Below are 15,781 nucleotides of genomic sequence, written 5' to 3'. Positions count from 1 at the left end.
GTCAAGGGTCCGAGAGGCGCTCGGGGTGGTGATAGTCGTTGGTGCGCTGCCCGCGGTCGTTGTGCGGCGGTGGTATCCATTCGGTACGCCCGTTGGGTAGCTTCCTTGTGCGCCAGCCCTTTTCGATCAGCTTGTGGTGTGGAGTGCAGGCGAAGGTGAGCTTGTCGGCATCGGTCACACCGCCGGTGGACCAGTCGTCGAGATGGTGAACCTCGCACCAGTAGCCCGGCGCGTCGCAGCCTGGGTGCGTGCAGCCGCGGTCCTTCGCATACAGCACCACGCGCTGATCCGGTGTGGCGATTCGCCGCGTCCGCCCGAGATACAGTGGGCGGCCGGAGTGTTCGTCGAACACGGCCAGATAGTGGTAGGCATGGCTTGCCATCCGGATCACGTCGCGCATCGGCAGCACCGTACCGCCGCCGGTCACCGCGCGCCCGGTGCAACCCGTCAGCTCCTGCAGCGTGGTGGAGACGATGACGGCGACCGGTAGACCGTTGTGCTGGCCGAGCTTCGGATCGCCCAGCTGACCGCGGACCAGGGCGTTGATCGCGTCATGCTGGCGCTGCGCGTGGCTCCGCGCGTCACCGTTCGCGCGCTGCTCGCTGGGCTCCCCCTCGACACAGGGAGTTTCGTCGTCCGGGTTGCACATGCCGGGGGCCGCGAAACGCGCCAGCCAGGCGTCGAGGTTGGCGCGCAACTCCGGGGAAGCGACCAGCTTGCCGACGCTCATCCCGTCGAGCCGTTGCGCGCCCCAGCTGAAGCCGCGCTGCCGGGCGCGGTCGGTGTCGGAGAATTTCCCGTCGGGGTTGATCCACAGGGCGCACTGGTGCGCGACCTTTTGCAGCTGGTCGGGGCGCAGTTGCGCCGCCTGCGACGCCAGGAAACGTTCGGCCGCATCCACCGCCTCGGCGGGCGCGGCGTCCGGCAGGTCGCGCACGAACGCCTGAATCACCCGCAGGTGCTGCCCATCGAGAAGGCCGCTCCGCCACGCCGCTGCGGTGGCCGGCAGCTCCGGCGGCAGCTCCTGGCCGGTGAGGGTCAGGCGCGGCGAGAGTTGCCTGGCGTCTCGAACCCGACGGCACGCGTCGGCATAGCTGATCCGTAGCCAGTCGGCGACGACCTTATGAACCGGACCGCCGACGTCACCGGGATCCTCTTTCACCAAGCCGGCGATCACGTCGGTGCCGACCGCGATCTGGCGCCGGTGGGAGTTCTCCATGGCTTCCAGCACCCGCAGCCGGACGGCGGAGCTCAACCCAGCGAAGTCCAGGTTGCCGATCCTCGCGACGGCCGCATCCAGCGCATCGAGCGCGGCGCTCACGTCGGCCGGAAGAGGAATCGAATGCATGTTCGAATACTATTCGGCTCCGGAGCCTGCGGCCACGAAACTGCGGGCTGCTGTGGATAAACACCCGACTGTGGATGAAGCGGCCCGGTCTAGGGTGAAGCTCATGCGGGTAGGCGTCTTGGGAGCTAAGGGCAAAGTCGGTTCGGCGATGGTGGCGGGCGTGCAGGCCGCCGAGGACTTGACCCTGTCCGCGGAGGTGGACGCCGGTGATTCGCTGAGCATGTTCACCGACTCCGGCACCGAGGTGGTCATCGATTTCACCCACCCGGACGTGGTGATGGGCAACCTAGAGTTCCTGATCGGCAACGGGATTCACGCCGTCGTCGGCACCACGGGCTTCACGCAGGAGCGCCTCGACCAAGTGCGGTCGTGGTTGGCCGACAAGCCTGACACGAGCGTCCTCATCGCCCCCAACTTCGCGATCGGCGCGGTGTTGTCGATGCACTTCGCCAAGCAGGCGGCGCGCTTCTTCGAGTCGGTCGAGGTGATCGAACTGCACCACCCGCACAAGGCCGACGCCCCGTCGGGCACGGCAGCGCGCACCGCCAAGCTGATCGCCGAAGCGCGAAAGGGCTTGCCGCCCAACCCCGATGCCACCAGCACCGGCCTGCCCGGCGCCCGCGGCGCCGACGTCGACGGCATCCCGGTGCACTCGGTGCGGCTGGCCGGGCTGGTCGCCCACCAGGAGATCTTGTTCGGCACCGAGGGGGAGACGCTCACCATCCGCCACGACAGCCTGGACCGCACCTCGTTCGTGCCCGGCGTGCTGTTGGCGGTGCGGCGCGTCCGGGAACGGCCCGGCCTCACCGTGGGCCTCGAGCCCCTGCTCGACCTGCAGTGAACCTGCGATGAACACCGCCCTGCGCACCCAGTTCCTCATCGCGTTCCTCTGCGTGGCGATGCTGGTTTACTTCGTGCTGCTGGGGCGGCTGGCCGTCGCGATGATCGCCTCGGGCCGGGCGGCCGCCGTGGGCCTGGGCCTGGCGGTGCTGATCATGCCCCTGATCGGACTGTGGGCCATGGTGGCGACCCTGCGGTCCGGGTTCGCCCACCAGAAGCTGGCCCACCTGATCGCGGCCGACGGCATGGAGCTCGACACCGCCGCGCTGCCGCGACGGGCGTCGGGCCGCATCGAGCGCGAGGCCGCCGACGCACTGTTCGCCTCGGTGCGCACCGAAGTCGAGGACCACCCCGACGACTGGCGGCGCTGGTACCGGCTGGCCCGCGCCTACGACTACGCGGGGGACCGCAGGCGGGCGCGGGAGGCCATGAAGACGGCGCTGGAATTGCAGGGCCGCCAATGACCAAGACGCTGCTGATCGTCCACCACACGCCGTCCCCGCACTGCCACGAGATGTTCGAGGCGGTCGTCTCGGGTGCCACCGACCCGGAGATCGAGGGCGTCGAGGTCGTCCGGCGCCCGGCGCTGACCGTCTCGCCGGCCGAGATGCTCGAGGCCGACGGCTATGTGTTGGGCAGCCCGGCGAACCTGGGCTACATGAGCGGGGCGCTCAAGCACGCCTTCGACTGCGCCTACTACCAGCTGCTCGACTCGACGCGCGGGCGCCCGTTCGGCTTGTACCTGCACGGCAACGAGGGCACCGAGGGCGCCGAACGCGGCGTCATGTCGATCACCACCGGGCTCGGTTGGACGAAAGCCGCAGAGACCGTGCTGGTTTCGGGCAAGCCGGACAAGAGCGACCTACAGGCGTGCTGGGAACTCGGGGCTACGGTCGCTGCCCAGTTGATGGAATGAGCCGTCTAGGCGAAAGCCGGCTTGAACGCCTCGGCCGGCTGGGCCAGGGCCAGCGCCGAGGTCGTGCCGATCGGCCCGTGCCGGTCGAACAGGGTGGCCGCGCCGGTCGCGACACCGGCCGTCCCGTAGTGGCTCTGCGCCGCCAGGCCCAGGTATTCACCATCGGGCAGGCGGCTCGCGGTGACCGTGTAGTCGGCGTTGATGTAGCGCAATCCGCCGGTGCCCCAATGGGTCAGCGAACTCGTGATGTCGCCGACGAAGGCCAGGCGGGTGAACGGGGTCAGCGGGTGGCCGTGCACCATCGAGCGAAAGATCCGCGTCCAGGCGAACTTCTGGGAATGGGACTGTTCCCACTCGCCGGCCGCGATGCCCGGGCTGCCCGCGGCGGTGGCCCCGTAGCCCCAGATCAGGAACGGCATGTCGGTTCCGAAGCCCTCGGAATCGGCCGGAAGCGGCGGCATTTGAAGGGGCGCGGACCACACCGTCCCGTCGGGATGATCCCCTCGGCGCAGGAACAGCGCGCTGGCCCGCGCGACGGTGTTGCCGTTCTGCACCAGCACCCCGTCGACGAGCTTGATCCGCCGGCCTTCCCGCTGTACCGAGGTCCGAATCTGCACCGGCTCGGGCAACGCCGGACGCAACAGGTCGACCGTGAGGCGGGCCGGCTGGAAGTCGGGTTCGATGCCGGATTGCTCTATGCCCCAACCGAGCAGGCCACCGACGATCTGGCCGCCCATCGCCGCACCCCACGGCCCTCCCGTCAACCGGCCGGGCACATAGCAGTCACCGTCGACAGTGAAGAACGCCTCGGGCATGATGGCGGGATCGTCGATCGTCACCGCTATCACGATAGGACACGCCGATAGTAAGGACCGGGCATGCCTCCAGTGATCGAAATTCCGCGCGACCATAACCCGTTCCCCACGACCGGTGTGTCCCGCGACGCCGACGGCGTCCCGCATTACGACGATTTACCCGCCACGCTGCTGGACATGCTCGCCGAACAGGTCGACCGGCGCCCGGACAGCGAGGCGCTGGTCGAACTCGGTGCCGGTCGGTTGACCTATCGCCAGCTCTGGGACCGCGCCGCGCGCGTCGCCGGAGGGCTGCGCGCCGCCGGGCTGCGACCGGGTGACCGTGTCGCGGTGCGTTACCCGGCCGGCATCGACTGGGTGCTGGCGTTCTGGGGCACCATGATGGCGGGTGGCGTTGCGGTGGCGGTCAATACGCGCTCGGCGCAACCGGAAGTCGAGTTCGTCCTCTCCGACAGCGGGGCGACGGTGGACCTCGCGGCGGACACCCCGCTGCCCGACGGCCAGCCCTACGTGACCGAGCGACTCGGCGCCGCCGACGTCGCCGCGCTGTTCTACACCTCGGGCACCACCGGCCACCCCAAGGGAGTGCCGACCACTCACCAGGCCTTCCTGACCAACACCGAGAACGGGATCCGCTGTCTCGACCAGCCCCGAGACCTGGGCGAAGCAATGCGCACGCTCATCTCGGTGCCGCTGTTCCACGTGACCGGTTGCAACACACAGCTTTTGGTTGCGGCCCGACTGGGCGGGGCCTCGGTGATCATGCCCGCCCTCAACCTGGACGCCCTGATCGCCACCCTGGGCGCCGAGCGCATCTCCGTCATGGTCACCGTTCCGGCGGTCTACGCATTGATGCTGCGGCAGAACGCCTTTGCCGACGCCGACGTTTCCAGCGTCCGCTGGGTGGGTTACGGCGGCGCCCCGATCGCCCCGTCGTTGGTGCGGGCGGTCCAGGACGCCTTCCCGCAAGCCACGGTCTTCAACGGCTACGGCATGACCGAGACCGCGTCGCTGATGACGGTGCTGCCCAGCCGGGATGCCGTCAAGCACGCCGACTCGGTCGGCTACGCGGTCCCGTCCGTAGACCTCGGCCTTATTCCGTTCGGCGGCGACGAGTCGGGCGTCGGTGAGTTGGTGGTGCGCGGGGCCAACGTGACCGCCGGGTACTGGAACAGGCCGGAAGCGACCGCGGCCACCATCGTGGACGGCTGGCTGCACACCGGCGACGTCGTGCGGGTCGACGAGGCGGGCCGGGTGCACATCGTCGACCGGCTCAAGGACATCATCAACCGCGGCGGTGAGAACGTCTCCAGCGTCGAGGTGGAGGCCGTGCTGCTGGCGGCACCCCAGGTGCAGGACGCGTGCGTGCTGGCGGTTCCCGACGACGTCATGGGCGAGAAGGTGGGCGCGGTGTTGGTCGGCAGTGCGGACGGGATCGACGTGCCGGCGGTGCTCGACCACTGCCGCGAGCAACTCGCCGACTTCAAGGTGCCGCAATACGTCACGGTGGTCGACGGCGCGCTGCCGCGCAACGCCGGCGGCAAGCTGCTCAAGGGCAAGCTGCGCGAACAGGTGCAGTGGGGAGAGCCGCTGCGATGAGCGCGACCCTGCTGGTCGCCAACCGCGGCGAGATCGCGCTTCGAATCATCCGCACGGCAGTCGAATTGGGCATGCGAACGGTCGCGGTCTACGCCGAAGACGATGCCGAAAGCCCGCACGTGCATGCCGCCGACGAAGCGATCGGCCTCCCCGGCACCGGTGCGCGGGCCTACTTGGACCAGCCCGCCATGCTGGCCGCGGCCAAGAGTTCCGGCGCGGAGCTGATCCACCCCGGATACGGGTTCCTCAGTGAGAACCCCGAATTCGCCCGCACCTGCGCCGGCGCGGGCTACGCATTCGTGGGACCGGACGCGGACGCGCTCGAACTGGTGGGCAACAAGTCCGCCGCCCGCGGCGCCGCCATCGCCGCCGGAGTGCCGGTATTGCCCGCGACCGACGGGCCGAGCAGCGTCGCCGAGATCGAAGCGTTCTTCGAGGCCCAGGGCGGCGCCATCATGATCAAGGCGCTCGCCGGCGGGGGTGGGCGGGGAATGCGCACCGTGCGCAGCGCCGACCAGATCGGCAGCGCCTACCAACAGTGCGCCGCGGAGGCGCAACTGGGCTTCGGCGACCCGGCGCTATTCGCCGAGGCGCTGCTCGACGGCGCGCGGCACATCGAGGTCCAGGTCGTCGCCGCGCCGGCCGGGCACCAAACCCGCGCGCTCGCGCTCGGCGACCGCGACTGCAGCATCCAGCGGCGTTACCAGAAGCTCGTCGAAATGGCTCCCGCCCAAGGGCTTTCCGATGCATTGCGGCGCGGCTTGCATCAGGCCGCGGTCGTGCTGTGCGCGCGGGTCGGGCTGCGGGGACTGGCCACCGTCGAATTCCTGGTCGCCGGTGAGGAATTCGTCTTCCTCGAAGTGAACCCGAGAATCCAGGTGGAGCACACGGTCACCGAGGAGACGACCGGATTCGACCTGGTGGCCATCCAGTTGGCCATCGCCGGGGGTGCCTCCTACTTTCAGCTCGGGCTGCCGGCCGGGATCGCCTCCGACGGCAACGAAATCATCGGGGAGCCCGCGGCGCATCGCGGCATCGCCATCCAGGCCCGGGTCAACATGGAGACTTTCGCCCCCGACCTCTCCGTTGTGCCCGCGGCCGGCACGCTCACCGCGTTCTCGCCGCCGAGCGGGCCGGGGATCCGCGTCGACACCTACGGCAGGACCGGCCTGGTCGTCACCCCACAATACGATTCACTGCTGGCGAAGGTGGTCGCCCATGTGCACGGGTCGTCGCCGCAGACGGCGTTGCGGAAGGCCCGGACCGCGCTCGCCGAGTTCGGCATCGAGGGGGTCCGCACCAACATCGAGTTCCTCCACGCGCTGTTGGATGACCCCGCCGTTCAATCCGGTTGCGTGAGCACCGGTTTCGTCGACGAGAGGTTGCCCGAGCTGGCGGCGGCGGCCGCGTCGCACCAGCACGACGTCCGTGCGGTTTCGGTCGAGCTCTATCCCGGCGAGGACGTGCTGCGTGCCCAGCTGGCCGGCACGGTGGTCGAGGTGGTGCCCGAAGGCGCCGAACACCCGGCGGGTAGCCAGCTCGTCGTCCTCGAAGCGATGAAGATGCAGCATGTGCTCGTCGCGCCGGACGCGCTGCGGACGGTCCGCAATCTGGTGACGCCCGGGCAGGTCGTCGGAACCGGTGACCCGTTGCTGGTGTTCGCCCGCACCGCTGCCGACGCAAGGGACGACTCATCCACGGCCGCAACGGATCTCGATCGGCCGCGCGCCGACCTCGACGAGGTGCGCAGGCGGCATCTGTTCACCCTCGACGAGGGCCGCGAGGCCGCGGTCGCCAAGCGGCACAAGCAAGGCCGTCGCACCGCGCGGGAGAACATCGCCGATCTGGTCGACCCCGGCAGCTTCGTCGAATACGGCGCGCTGGCCATCGCGGCGCAGCGCAGCCGGCGTTCGGAAGACGACCTCATCGTCAACACCCCGGCCGACGGCCTGGTCGCCGGCCTAGCCACCATCGGCGCGGACCGTTTCGGGCGAGCGGCGGCCGAGGCCGTCGTGGTCTCCTACGACTACACCGTGCTGGCGGGCACGCAAGGCATGCGCAACCACGCCAAGACCGACCGCGTGTTCGACCTGGCCGCCCGCAAACGGCTGCCGGTGGTGCTGTTCGCCGAGGGCGGCGGCGGGCGGCCGGGGGACACCGACGTCGGCGGCGCCGCCGGTCTGGACGTGCCGACCTTCCGGATGCTGGCCGCGCTGAGCGGCCGGGTGCCGCTGGTATCGATCGTCTCGGGCCGGTGCTTCGCGGGAAACGCCGCGCTGGCCGGGGTGTGCGACGTGATCATCGCGACCCCGGACGCCAACATCGGGATGGGCGGACCGGCCATGATCGAGGGCGGCGGGCTGGGGGTTTACCCGCCGGAGGCGATCGGGCCGATCGGCGTGCAGCGGCGCAACGGCGTGGTCAGCCTGGTCGCCCGCGACGAGGCGCACGCGGTCTCGATGGCCAAGCAGTACCTGTCGTATCTCCAGGGCAACGTGGATGATTGGGCGGCGCCCGATCCGCGGCTGGCCCGGCATGTGGTGCCGCAGAATCGGTTACGCGCCTATGACGTGCATCGGGCCATCGAGGCGATCGTCGACACCGGGTCCGTGCTGGAACTGCGTCCCGACTACGGCGTCGGCATCGTCACCGCCCTGGTCCGGGTCGAAGGGGCGGCCTACGGGCTGATCGCCAACAGCACGCATCACCTCGGCGGCGCCATCGACGCGGAGGCGGCCGACAAAGCCGGCGATTTCCTCGCCCTGTGTGAATCGTTTGGGCTGCCGGTGGTTTCGCTCTGTGACACCCCGGGCTTCATGGTCGGCCCCGAGGCGGAGAAGGACGCGGCGGTCCGGCGGTTCGGACGGATGTTCGTTCTGGGTGCGCGCTTGACGGTGCCCGTCGGAATGATCATTTTGCGCAAGGGATACGGGCTCGGGGCGATGGCGATGGCCGGCGGTTCCTTCCGCGCCCCGCAGTTCACCATCGCCTGGCCGACCGGGGAGATCGGCGGGATGGGGCTCGAGGGCGCCGTGCGCCTCGGGTTCAGCAAGGAGCTGGCGGCCGAGGGTGACCCCATCAGGCGCCAGGCGTTGTTCGACAAGCTGGTGGCGGCGGCCTACGAGCACGGCAAGGCGCTACGCGCGGCCACCACCTTCGAACTTGACGACGTCATTGACCCCGCGGACACCCGGGCCTGGATCGCCAGGCTCCGGGAGCCGCGTTTCTCGGGCTGATCAGGCGTGGCCGGAACCGCAGCCGACGCCGGGCAGGCAGCCCTGGCCGCCGGGGATTCCGCCGGGTCCGGCGTTTTGGCCGCCGGAGCCGCAGCCGACGCCCGGGACGCAGCCCTGGCCGCCGGGACCGCCGCCCGGGCCGCTGTTCTGCCCGCCCGAACCGCAGTTGCCGTTGGCGTCACAGCCTCCGCCGCTGGGATCGTCCTTGAACACCACGTGCGTGGGCGCCGCGGACTGCGCAGGTGCGGAAGCCAGGGAATCGGTTACGGCGATCGGCGCGACCGCGATTGCTGCTGCCGCAGCCCCGCCCACCACCAGTCTTTTCGTGAGGGTTAATTTCGTGGACATGCGGTTCGCATACCACGCTGACACACGTGTAAACACATCCATATAGCGAACGGTAAACCGTTGGCTTTCGCGACGGAAGGCGCAGCTCGATGACCTCACTGGATCTGACCGGCCGAACCGCGATCGTCACCGGCGCATCGCGCGGGATCGGGCTCGCGATCGCCCAACAGCTCGCGGCCGCCGGGGCCAACGTGGTGCTCACCGCCCGCAAGCAGGAGGCCGCCGACGAGGCCGCGGCGCAGGTGGACGGCAACGCGCTGGGCGTCGGCGCGCACGCCGTCGACGAGGACGCCGCCCGGCGCTGCGTGGACCTCACATGCGAGCGTTTCGGCAGCGTGGACATCCTGATCAACAACGCCGGCACCAACCCGGCGTACGGCCCGCTGATCGACCAGGACCACGCCCGTTTCACCAAGATCTTCGACGTCAACCTCTGGGCGCCGCTGCTGTGGACCTCGCTCGTCGTCAAGTCGTGGATGGGCGAGCACGGCGGCGCGATCGTCAACACCGCCTCCATCGGCGGCCTGCACCAATCGCCGGCCATGGGCATGTACAACGCCACCAAGGCGGCGCTGATCCACGTCACCAAGCAGCTGGCGCTGGAACTGTCGCCCCGGGTCCGGGTCAACGCGATCGCCCCGGGGGTCGTCAGGACCCGGTTGGCCGAGGCGCTGTGGAAGGACCACGAGGACCCGCTCGCGTCGTCGATCGCGCTCGGCCGCATCGGTGAGCCCATCGACGTGGCCGCCGCCGTGGCCTTCCTGGTCTCCGACGCGGCGAGCTGGATCACCGGCGAGACGATGGTGATCGACGGCGGCCTGCTGCTCGGTGCGGCACAGGGCTTTCGACCGCAGGGCTAGCCATGAGCTCCGATGAATTGGCGACGGACCTGAAGGCGCGGGTGCAGGCGCTGCTGGACGAGCATGACCCGGCCGCCACCGATCCGCGCGAATTCCTTGGCGCGCAGTACGACGCGGGCCTGGCCTGGGTGCACCTGCCGCACGGCTTCGGCGGGCTGGACCTGCCGCGAAAGGCCCAGGAACTCGTCGACGCCCAGCTGGCGGCCGCCGGCGCCCCGGTGGGAGGCACCGCGAAGAACTTCATCGGGATGGGCATGGCGGCGCCCACCATCGCGGCGTTCGGGACCGACGAGCAGAAACGAAAGTTCCTGCGCCCCTTGTTCACCGGTGAGCAAGTGTATTGCCAGTTGTTCAGCGAACCCGGCGCGGGCTCTGACCTGGCCGGGTTGGCCACCCGAGCGGTCCGCGACGGTGACGACTGGATTGTCAACGGGCAGAAGGTCTGGACATCGATGGCGCAGCACGCGCAGATGGCCATCCTGGTTGCCCGCACCGACCCGACGGTGCCCAAACACTTTGGCCTGACGTACTTCCTGTGCGACATGACGCAGCCCGGTGTCGAGGTGCGCCCGCTGCGTCAGATCACCGGCGAGGCGGAGTTCAACGAGGTGTTCCTCACCGATGTTCGGGTGCCCGACGCGAACCGGCTCGGCCCGGTCGGCGGCGGCTGGCGGGTCGCGACCACCACGCTCAACAACGAGCGCGTCGCGATCGGTACGCGCGCCGGAACGCCGCGCGAGGGCGGGATCATCGGGAAGGTCACCAAGGCGTGGCGGGATGACCCCGGGCTGCGCAATCCCGCGATGCACGACGAGCTGATGAAGCTGTGGGTCGACGCGGAAGTCCTTCGCCTGGCCGGCGAGCGGCTGCGGCAGCAGGCCCAGGTGGGTCAGCCCGGACCGGAGGGCGCCGGCATGAAAATCGCCTTCGCCAAGCTGGCGCAAGCCATTTCGGGCTTCGACATCGAGCTGCACGCCGAGGCGGGGCTGCGGTACGACGACTGGACCATGCGCAGGACCGAAGTCGTCGATCTGGTCGGGCGCGAGCCCGGATACCGCTATCTGCGGGCTCGCGGCAACTCGATCGAGGGCGGCACCTCGGAGATCCTGCGCAACACCATCTCCGAGCGCATTCTCGGCCTGCCGGGCGAGCACCGCGTCGACAAAGACGTCGCCTGGAAGGACCTGGACCGGTGAGTGACCTGCTGTACTCGGACACCGAGGAGGCCTTGCGCGACAGCGTTCGGCATCTGTTCGCCGACCGCTGCCCGCCCGAATCGGTCGCCCGCGCCTATGACCCCGAACCGCAAGACTTCTCAAGCGTCTGGCGGACACTGGCCGTCGAGCTCGGGGTGGCCGGCCTGCTGGTTCCGGAGTCGCTTGGCGGGGCGGGGGCGGGTGCCCGCGAGGCCGCGGTCGTCATGGAGGAGATCGGCCGGTCCGTCGCGCCGGTGCCGTTCTTGTCCAGCGCGGTGCTGGCCACCGTTGCGCTGTTGCAGGCCGGCGATACCGAGACCGTGTCCGCGCTGGCCGAGGGCGAGCTGACCGCGGCGTTGGTGGTGCCGCTCTCGACCGCGCCCGGGGATCCGCCCGGGGCGGTGGCCGGCGGCGCAGACGGGCTGAGCGGATCGGTCACCAGCGTCGCCGGCGCCGCGCAGGCCGACGTGCTGGTGGTGTCGGTTGCCGGTCCGGACGGACACGAGCTGCATACCGTCTCGCGCACCGCGGCCGGTGTGGAGGTGTCGCCATTGCTGGCGCTGGACATGACGAGGCCCCTTGCGAATGTGCGCTTTTCGGCGGTCGCCTCGTCTCGCGTCGGGCCGGCCGCCGGGGCGGTCACCGAGGCGCTGCGTACGGGGGCGGCCCTGCTCGCGTCCGAACAGCTTGGCGTCGCCCTTTGGTGTTTCCAGACCACGCTGGAATATGCCAAGCAGCGCAAGCAGTTCGGCCGCGCGATCGGCTCGTACCAGGCGATCAAACACCGGTTGGCCGATCTGTATTTCGAAATCGGCGCCGCGACGGCGGCGGCCCGCTACGCCGCCGACACGTGTGCCCGCGGGGACGAAGACGCGGCCGTCGCGGCCGCCGTCGCGCAGGCGTATTGCAGCGGCGCCGCCGTGCATGCGGCCGAGGAGTGCGTGCAGCTGCACGGCGGCATCGGCATGACGTGGGAGTATCCGGCGCACCTTTATCTCAAGCGCGCCAAGAGCGACCAGTTGATCTTCGGCACCGCCTACCGTCACCGCGCCCGGCTGGCCGAATTGGTGGGCCTGCCCCCGACCTAGTTGGGCTCGGATTGATTTTTTCCCCGCGGCCCGCCGCGGAGGGCAAACTCCGTTATTTTGCCGCGGTATTCGCGGAGTCATCGGAATCTCCTTCCTGATCGACGCGGGCCACGGGCCGCCGTTTCATGCGAAGGTGTCGGTCCGCGGTGGGCGACGAGGCGGCCGACCGCACGCCGGAGGTGAAGAACGTCGGAATGCGGGTGTTGCTGTCCACTCACGATTCGCGCGGGGCGGTCGAACCGCTTGCGGCGCTCGGGGTTCAGTTGCGGGCGCTCGGCGCGCAGGTTCGGGTGTGCGCGCCGCCGGACCGGGAATTCGCGGAATTGTTGGCCGGCAACGGCCTGTCGCTGGTGCCATTCGGCGATTTGTGGCGTGCGATGGCGGCCGGCCTCACGCCGTCCGAAGACGACCTCCGCCGGCACCTGGACGGGCTGGTGGCCGCGCAATTCGACACGGTGGCCGCCGCGGCCGACGGATGTGACCTGCTGGTGGCCACCGGCTTCCCGCCGGTCGCGGCGGGCGCGCGGTCGGTGGCCGAGCGCCTGGGCATTCCCTACGTCTACGTGAGCTACCAACCGACCATCCTGCCGTCACCGCACCACCTGCCCCCTACGTATGCCGGCCAGTTTCCGCCCGGCTTGATCGACAACCGGGTGCTGTGGCGGAGGGACGCCCAGCAGATGAACACGCTGCTCGGCCCGACGCTCAACGACCACCGCGCGTCGCTGGGTCTGCCGCCGGTGGATGACATCCGCGACTACGCCCTCACCGAGCGTCCATGGCTGGCGGCTGATCCCACGCTGGGCCCGTGGCCGGAGCGAAGCGGGCTCGATGTGGTCCAGACCGGGGCGTGGCTGCTGCCCGACGAACGTCCCCTCCCTGCCGACGTGGCGGAGTTCCTCGACGCCGGCTCGGCGCCGGTGTACGTGGGCTTCGGCAGCATGCCGATGCGCGCCGCGACCGACCTCTCCCGGGCGGTGGTCGAGGCCGTCCGCACCCATGACCGCCGGGCGATTCTCTACCGGGGCTGGTCCGGCCTGGCCCCGGTGGACGACGGCGACGACTGCCTCGCCGTCGGTGAGCTCAACCACCGGGCGCTCTTCGCCCGCGTCGCCGCAGTCGTGCACCACGGCGGCGCGGGCACCACGACCACTGCCGCGCGGGCCGGTGTGCCGCAGGTGGTACTGCCGCAGGGGGCCGATCAGCCGTATTGGGCGGGCCGGGTGGCGGACCTGGGCATCGGTGTCGCGCACGACGGCCCGGCGCCCACCGCCGAGTCGCTGTCGGCCGCGCTCGAGACGGCCCTGTCGCCGGATATCCGTGCGCGGGCGGGTGCCGTGGCCGCAAAGATCCGCACCGACGGCGCGGCGGTGGCCGCAACGCTGCTGCTGGACGGGTTAGCGCGGTAACGCGGAACCGAAGACCTCGGTCATGGCCTGCCAGTGCCGCTCCGCCGCGGCCGGGTCATACGGCGCGTTGTCCGGAACCGCGAACCCGTGGGCCGCCGGATACCACTCGATGGTGTGCTGCACGCCGGCGGCGGTCAGCGCCTTGTCGAGCTGCTCGGCGTGGTCGTGCGTGAAGGACGCGTCATCTTTGGCGCCACCCACATACACCGTCGCGCGCATCCGGTCGGCCAGCAGGTGCGGACTGTCCGCCGTGTCGGTCACCAGGCCGCCGCCGTGGAAGGACGCCACAGCGGCGACGCGCTCGGGTACCCGACCGGCGACCACCAAGGACGTACGGCCGCCCATGCAATAGCCACACACGCCGAAGCGCTCCCCGGACACCTCCGGCCGGGCCGACAGGTAGTCGAAGAAGGCGACGGCGTCGCCGGCCATTTTGTCCGGGGTGATGCTGCCGATCATCCCGAACAGCCGCCTGCGTTCCTTCTCGTCGGCGAACACGGTGGCCATGTCGAACGGGGCCCACTCGCCGCTGCGGTAGTACACGTCGGGAAGAAGCACGGCGTAGCCGTATCCGGCCAATTTGGCCGCCATTTGTTCGAAGGTGTGGCGCAATCCGCCGGCGTCGGGGTACATGACCACGCCGGGCCACGGAACTTGGGATTCCGGACCATCGGGGGTGAACAAGTGGACGGTGCAGGTCCCGTCAGCGGTGGCGATGGTGTCGATGATGTTCGGCATGGGACCCGTTCTACTCCTGGCCCCGGGAGCTAAGCTGGCCGCGTGCCGATCCCGACGCCATACGAGGACCTGTTGCGCCTGGTGCTCGAGCGGGGCACGGCCAAAGCCGACCGCACCGGCACCGGGACCCGCAGCCTGTTCGGCCGGCAGTTGCGCTACGACCTGTCGGCCGGCTTCCCGCTGCTCACCACCAAGAAGGTGCATCTGAAGTCGGTCATCTACGAGTTGCTGTGGTTCCTGCGCGGCGACTCGAATGTCGCCTGGCTGCACGAGCACGGCGTCACCATCTGGGACGAATGGGCAAGCGAGACAGGCGATCTCGGGCCTATCTATGGCGTGCAGTGGCGGTCCTGGCCGACGCCGACGGGTGAGCACGTCGACCAGATCACCGCGGCGCTGGACTTGCTGCGCAGCGACCCAAACTCGCGGCGCATCATCGTGTCGGCGTGGAACGTCGGCGAGATCCCGCAGATGGCGCTGCCGCCGTGCCACGCGTTCTTCCAGTTCTACGTGGCCGACCGCCGGCTCAGCTGTCAGCTGTATCAGCGCAGCGCCGACCTCTTCCTCGGTGTGCCGTTCAACATCGCCAGCTACGCGCTGCTCACCCACATGATGGCCGCCCAGGCCGGTCTGTCGGTCGGTGAGTTCGTCTGGACGGGCGGCGACTGCCACATTTACGACAACCACGTCGAGCAGGTGCGCACCCAGCTCAGCCGCGAGCCGCGGCAATATCCGGAACTTTTACTGGGACACCGGGATTCGATCTTCGACTACACCTACGACGATGTCGTCGTGAAGAACTACGACCCGCACCCCGCGATCAAAGCCCCCGTCGCTGTATGACCGACCTCGGCCTGGTGTGGGCGCAGTCGACGTCGGGCATCATCGGCCGTGGTGGCGACATCCCGTGGCGAGTACCCGAGGACCTGGCCCGCTTCAAAGAGCTGACCATCGGGAACACCGTGGTGATGGGCCGGCGCACGTGGGAGTCGCTGCCTGCCAAGGTCCGGCCGCTGCCCGGTCGCAGGAATGTCGTACTCTCGCGCCGGAGGGACTTCGTGGCCGACGGCGCACAGGTCGTCGGATCGCTCGAGGCGGCTCTTGCCGGTTCCGAGACCGAGCCCGAGACGTGGGTGATCGGTGGCGAGCAGGTCTATCTGCTCGCGCTGCCCCACGCCACGCGGTGTGAGGTCACCGAGGTCGAAGTCGACCTGCGGCGCGACGACGACGACGCGCTGGCGCCTGTGCTCGACGACGCCTGGCTGGGTGAGACGGGGGAGTGGCAGGTCAGCCGCACGGGGCTGCGATACCGGCTGCACAGCTACCGTCGGGCATAGGCGTGGGCCTGCGCGCCCGTGACATACTCGGACGCGGGGGTCGGTCTCTCC

The 15,781-nt window shown here is 69.8% G+C and carries 15 protein-coding genes; 11 read left to right on the top strand and 4 right to left on the bottom strand.

The window, feature by feature from the left end; all coding sequences use genetic code 11:
• Window position 1: 1 nt before the first annotated feature.
• Complete coding sequence (locus A5756_RS08660) at window positions 2-1,348, bottom strand: HNH endonuclease signature motif containing protein (RefSeq protein ID WP_066950489.1); 1,347 nt, start codon at window positions 1,346-1,348, stop codon at window positions 2-4.
• Between the two features lie 103 nt (window positions 1,349-1,451).
• Here A5756_RS08660 and dapB point away from each other — a divergent pair, with 103 nt between their 5' ends.
• The 3 genes from dapB to A5756_RS08645 are packed head-to-tail and all read left to right on the top strand — an operon-like array spanning window position 1,452 to window position 3,104.
• Window positions 1,452-2,189: a 4-hydroxy-tetrahydrodipicolinate reductase gene (dapB, locus tag A5756_RS08655; protein ID WP_066950665.1), complete on the top strand. Its 738-nt coding sequence runs from the start codon at window positions 1,452-1,454 to the stop codon at window positions 2,187-2,189.
• Window positions 2,190-2,196: 7 nt separating this feature from the next.
• Entirely contained in the window at window positions 2,197-2,652 is a 456-nt protein-coding gene (locus tag A5756_RS08650) for a hypothetical protein (RefSeq protein ID WP_066950487.1), read from the top strand.
• Complete coding sequence (locus A5756_RS08645) at window positions 2,649-3,104, top strand: flavodoxin family protein (RefSeq protein WP_066950485.1); 456 nt, start codon at window positions 2,649-2,651, stop codon at window positions 3,102-3,104. Before A5756_RS08650 ends, A5756_RS08645 begins: the two co-directional genes overlap by 4 nt.
• Before the next feature lie 5 nt (window positions 3,105-3,109).
• On the opposite strand, the gene A5756_RS08640 is transcribed toward A5756_RS08645, so the two are convergent.
• A complete protein-coding gene (locus A5756_RS08640; RefSeq protein WP_082960006.1) occupies window positions 3,110-3,943 on the bottom strand; it encodes a thioesterase family protein in 834 nt (277 codons plus the stop codon).
• Window positions 3,944-3,982: 39 nt separating this feature from the next.
• On the opposite strand from A5756_RS08640, the gene A5756_RS08635 reads away from it, so the two are divergent.
• Both A5756_RS08635 and A5756_RS08630 read left to right on the top strand, forming a co-directional pair.
• Window positions 3,983-5,518, top strand: coding sequence for a class I adenylate-forming enzyme family protein (locus A5756_RS08635; protein WP_197505750.1), 1,536 nt, complete (start codon window positions 3,983-3,985; stop codon window positions 5,516-5,518).
• Window positions 5,515-8,754, top strand: coding sequence for a carboxyl transferase domain-containing protein (locus A5756_RS08630; RefSeq protein ID WP_066950478.1), 3,240 nt, complete (start codon window positions 5,515-5,517; stop codon window positions 8,752-8,754). The genes A5756_RS08635 and A5756_RS08630 overlap by 4 nt, the downstream gene beginning before the upstream one ends.
• Here A5756_RS08630 and A5756_RS08625 read toward each other — a convergent pair whose 3' ends face one another.
• On the bottom strand, window positions 8,755-9,102 hold the full coding sequence (locus tag A5756_RS08625) for a PE-PGRS family protein (protein ID WP_066950657.1): 348 nt from the start codon (window positions 9,100-9,102) through the stop codon (window positions 8,755-8,757). It lies immediately after the preceding gene.
• Window positions 9,103-9,191: 89 nt separating this feature from the next.
• Here A5756_RS08625 and A5756_RS08620 point away from each other — a divergent pair, with 89 nt between their 5' ends.
• The 4 genes from A5756_RS08620 (at window position 9,192) to A5756_RS08605 (ending at window position 13,655) form a co-directional block, all read left to right on the top strand.
• The gene (locus A5756_RS08620) at window positions 9,192-9,962 is read left to right on the top strand and encodes an SDR family oxidoreductase (RefSeq protein WP_066950475.1); all 771 of its coding nucleotides are present in this window, start codon (window positions 9,192-9,194) and stop codon (window positions 9,960-9,962) included.
• 2 nt (window positions 9,963-9,964) lie between these two features.
• On the top strand, window positions 9,965-11,158 hold the full coding sequence (locus A5756_RS08615) for an acyl-CoA dehydrogenase family protein (RefSeq protein ID WP_066950472.1): 1,194 nt from the start codon (window positions 9,965-9,967) through the stop codon (window positions 11,156-11,158).
• Complete coding sequence (locus tag A5756_RS08610; RefSeq protein ID WP_066950468.1) at window positions 11,155-12,246, top strand: acyl-CoA dehydrogenase family protein; 1,092 nt, start codon at window positions 11,155-11,157, stop codon at window positions 12,244-12,246. The genes A5756_RS08615 and A5756_RS08610 overlap by 4 nt, the downstream gene beginning before the upstream one ends.
• Window positions 12,247-12,440: 194 nt before the next feature.
• On the top strand, window positions 12,441-13,655 hold the full coding sequence (locus A5756_RS08605) for a glycosyltransferase (RefSeq protein WP_066950653.1): 1,215 nt from the start codon (window positions 12,441-12,443) through the stop codon (window positions 13,653-13,655).
• On the opposite strand, the gene A5756_RS08600 is transcribed toward A5756_RS08605, so the two are convergent.
• A complete protein-coding gene (locus A5756_RS08600) occupies window positions 13,644-14,393 on the bottom strand; it encodes a dienelactone hydrolase family protein (RefSeq protein WP_066950465.1) in 750 nt (249 codons plus the stop codon). The two genes, A5756_RS08605 and A5756_RS08600, sit on opposite strands and share 12 nt — an antisense overlap.
• A 42-nt stretch (window positions 14,394-14,435) precedes the next feature.
• Here A5756_RS08600 and A5756_RS08595 point away from each other — a divergent pair, with 42 nt between their 5' ends.
• Both A5756_RS08595 and A5756_RS08590 read left to right on the top strand, forming a co-directional pair.
• The gene (locus tag A5756_RS08595) at window positions 14,436-15,236 is read left to right on the top strand and encodes a thymidylate synthase (protein ID WP_066950462.1); all 801 of its coding nucleotides are present in this window, start codon (window positions 14,436-14,438) and stop codon (window positions 15,234-15,236) included.
• Window positions 15,233-15,730 carry a dihydrofolate reductase gene (locus tag A5756_RS08590; protein WP_066950459.1) on the top strand — a complete coding sequence of 166 codons (498 nt, stop codon included), beginning with the start codon at window positions 15,233-15,235 and terminating at the stop codon, window positions 15,728-15,730. The genes A5756_RS08595 and A5756_RS08590 overlap by 4 nt, the downstream gene beginning before the upstream one ends.
• Window positions 15,731-15,781: the final 51 nt, after the last annotated feature.

Origin of the sequence: Mycobacterium sp. 852002-53434_SCH5985345, assembly GCF_001667155.1 — a bacterium.
In the GTDB taxonomy this organism is placed as follows: domain Bacteria; phylum Actinomycetota; class Actinomycetes; order Mycobacteriales; family Mycobacteriaceae; genus Mycobacterium.
The sequence above is the reverse complement of the archived record's forward strand: the minus strand, read 5'-3'. Positions and strand labels throughout refer to the sequence as shown.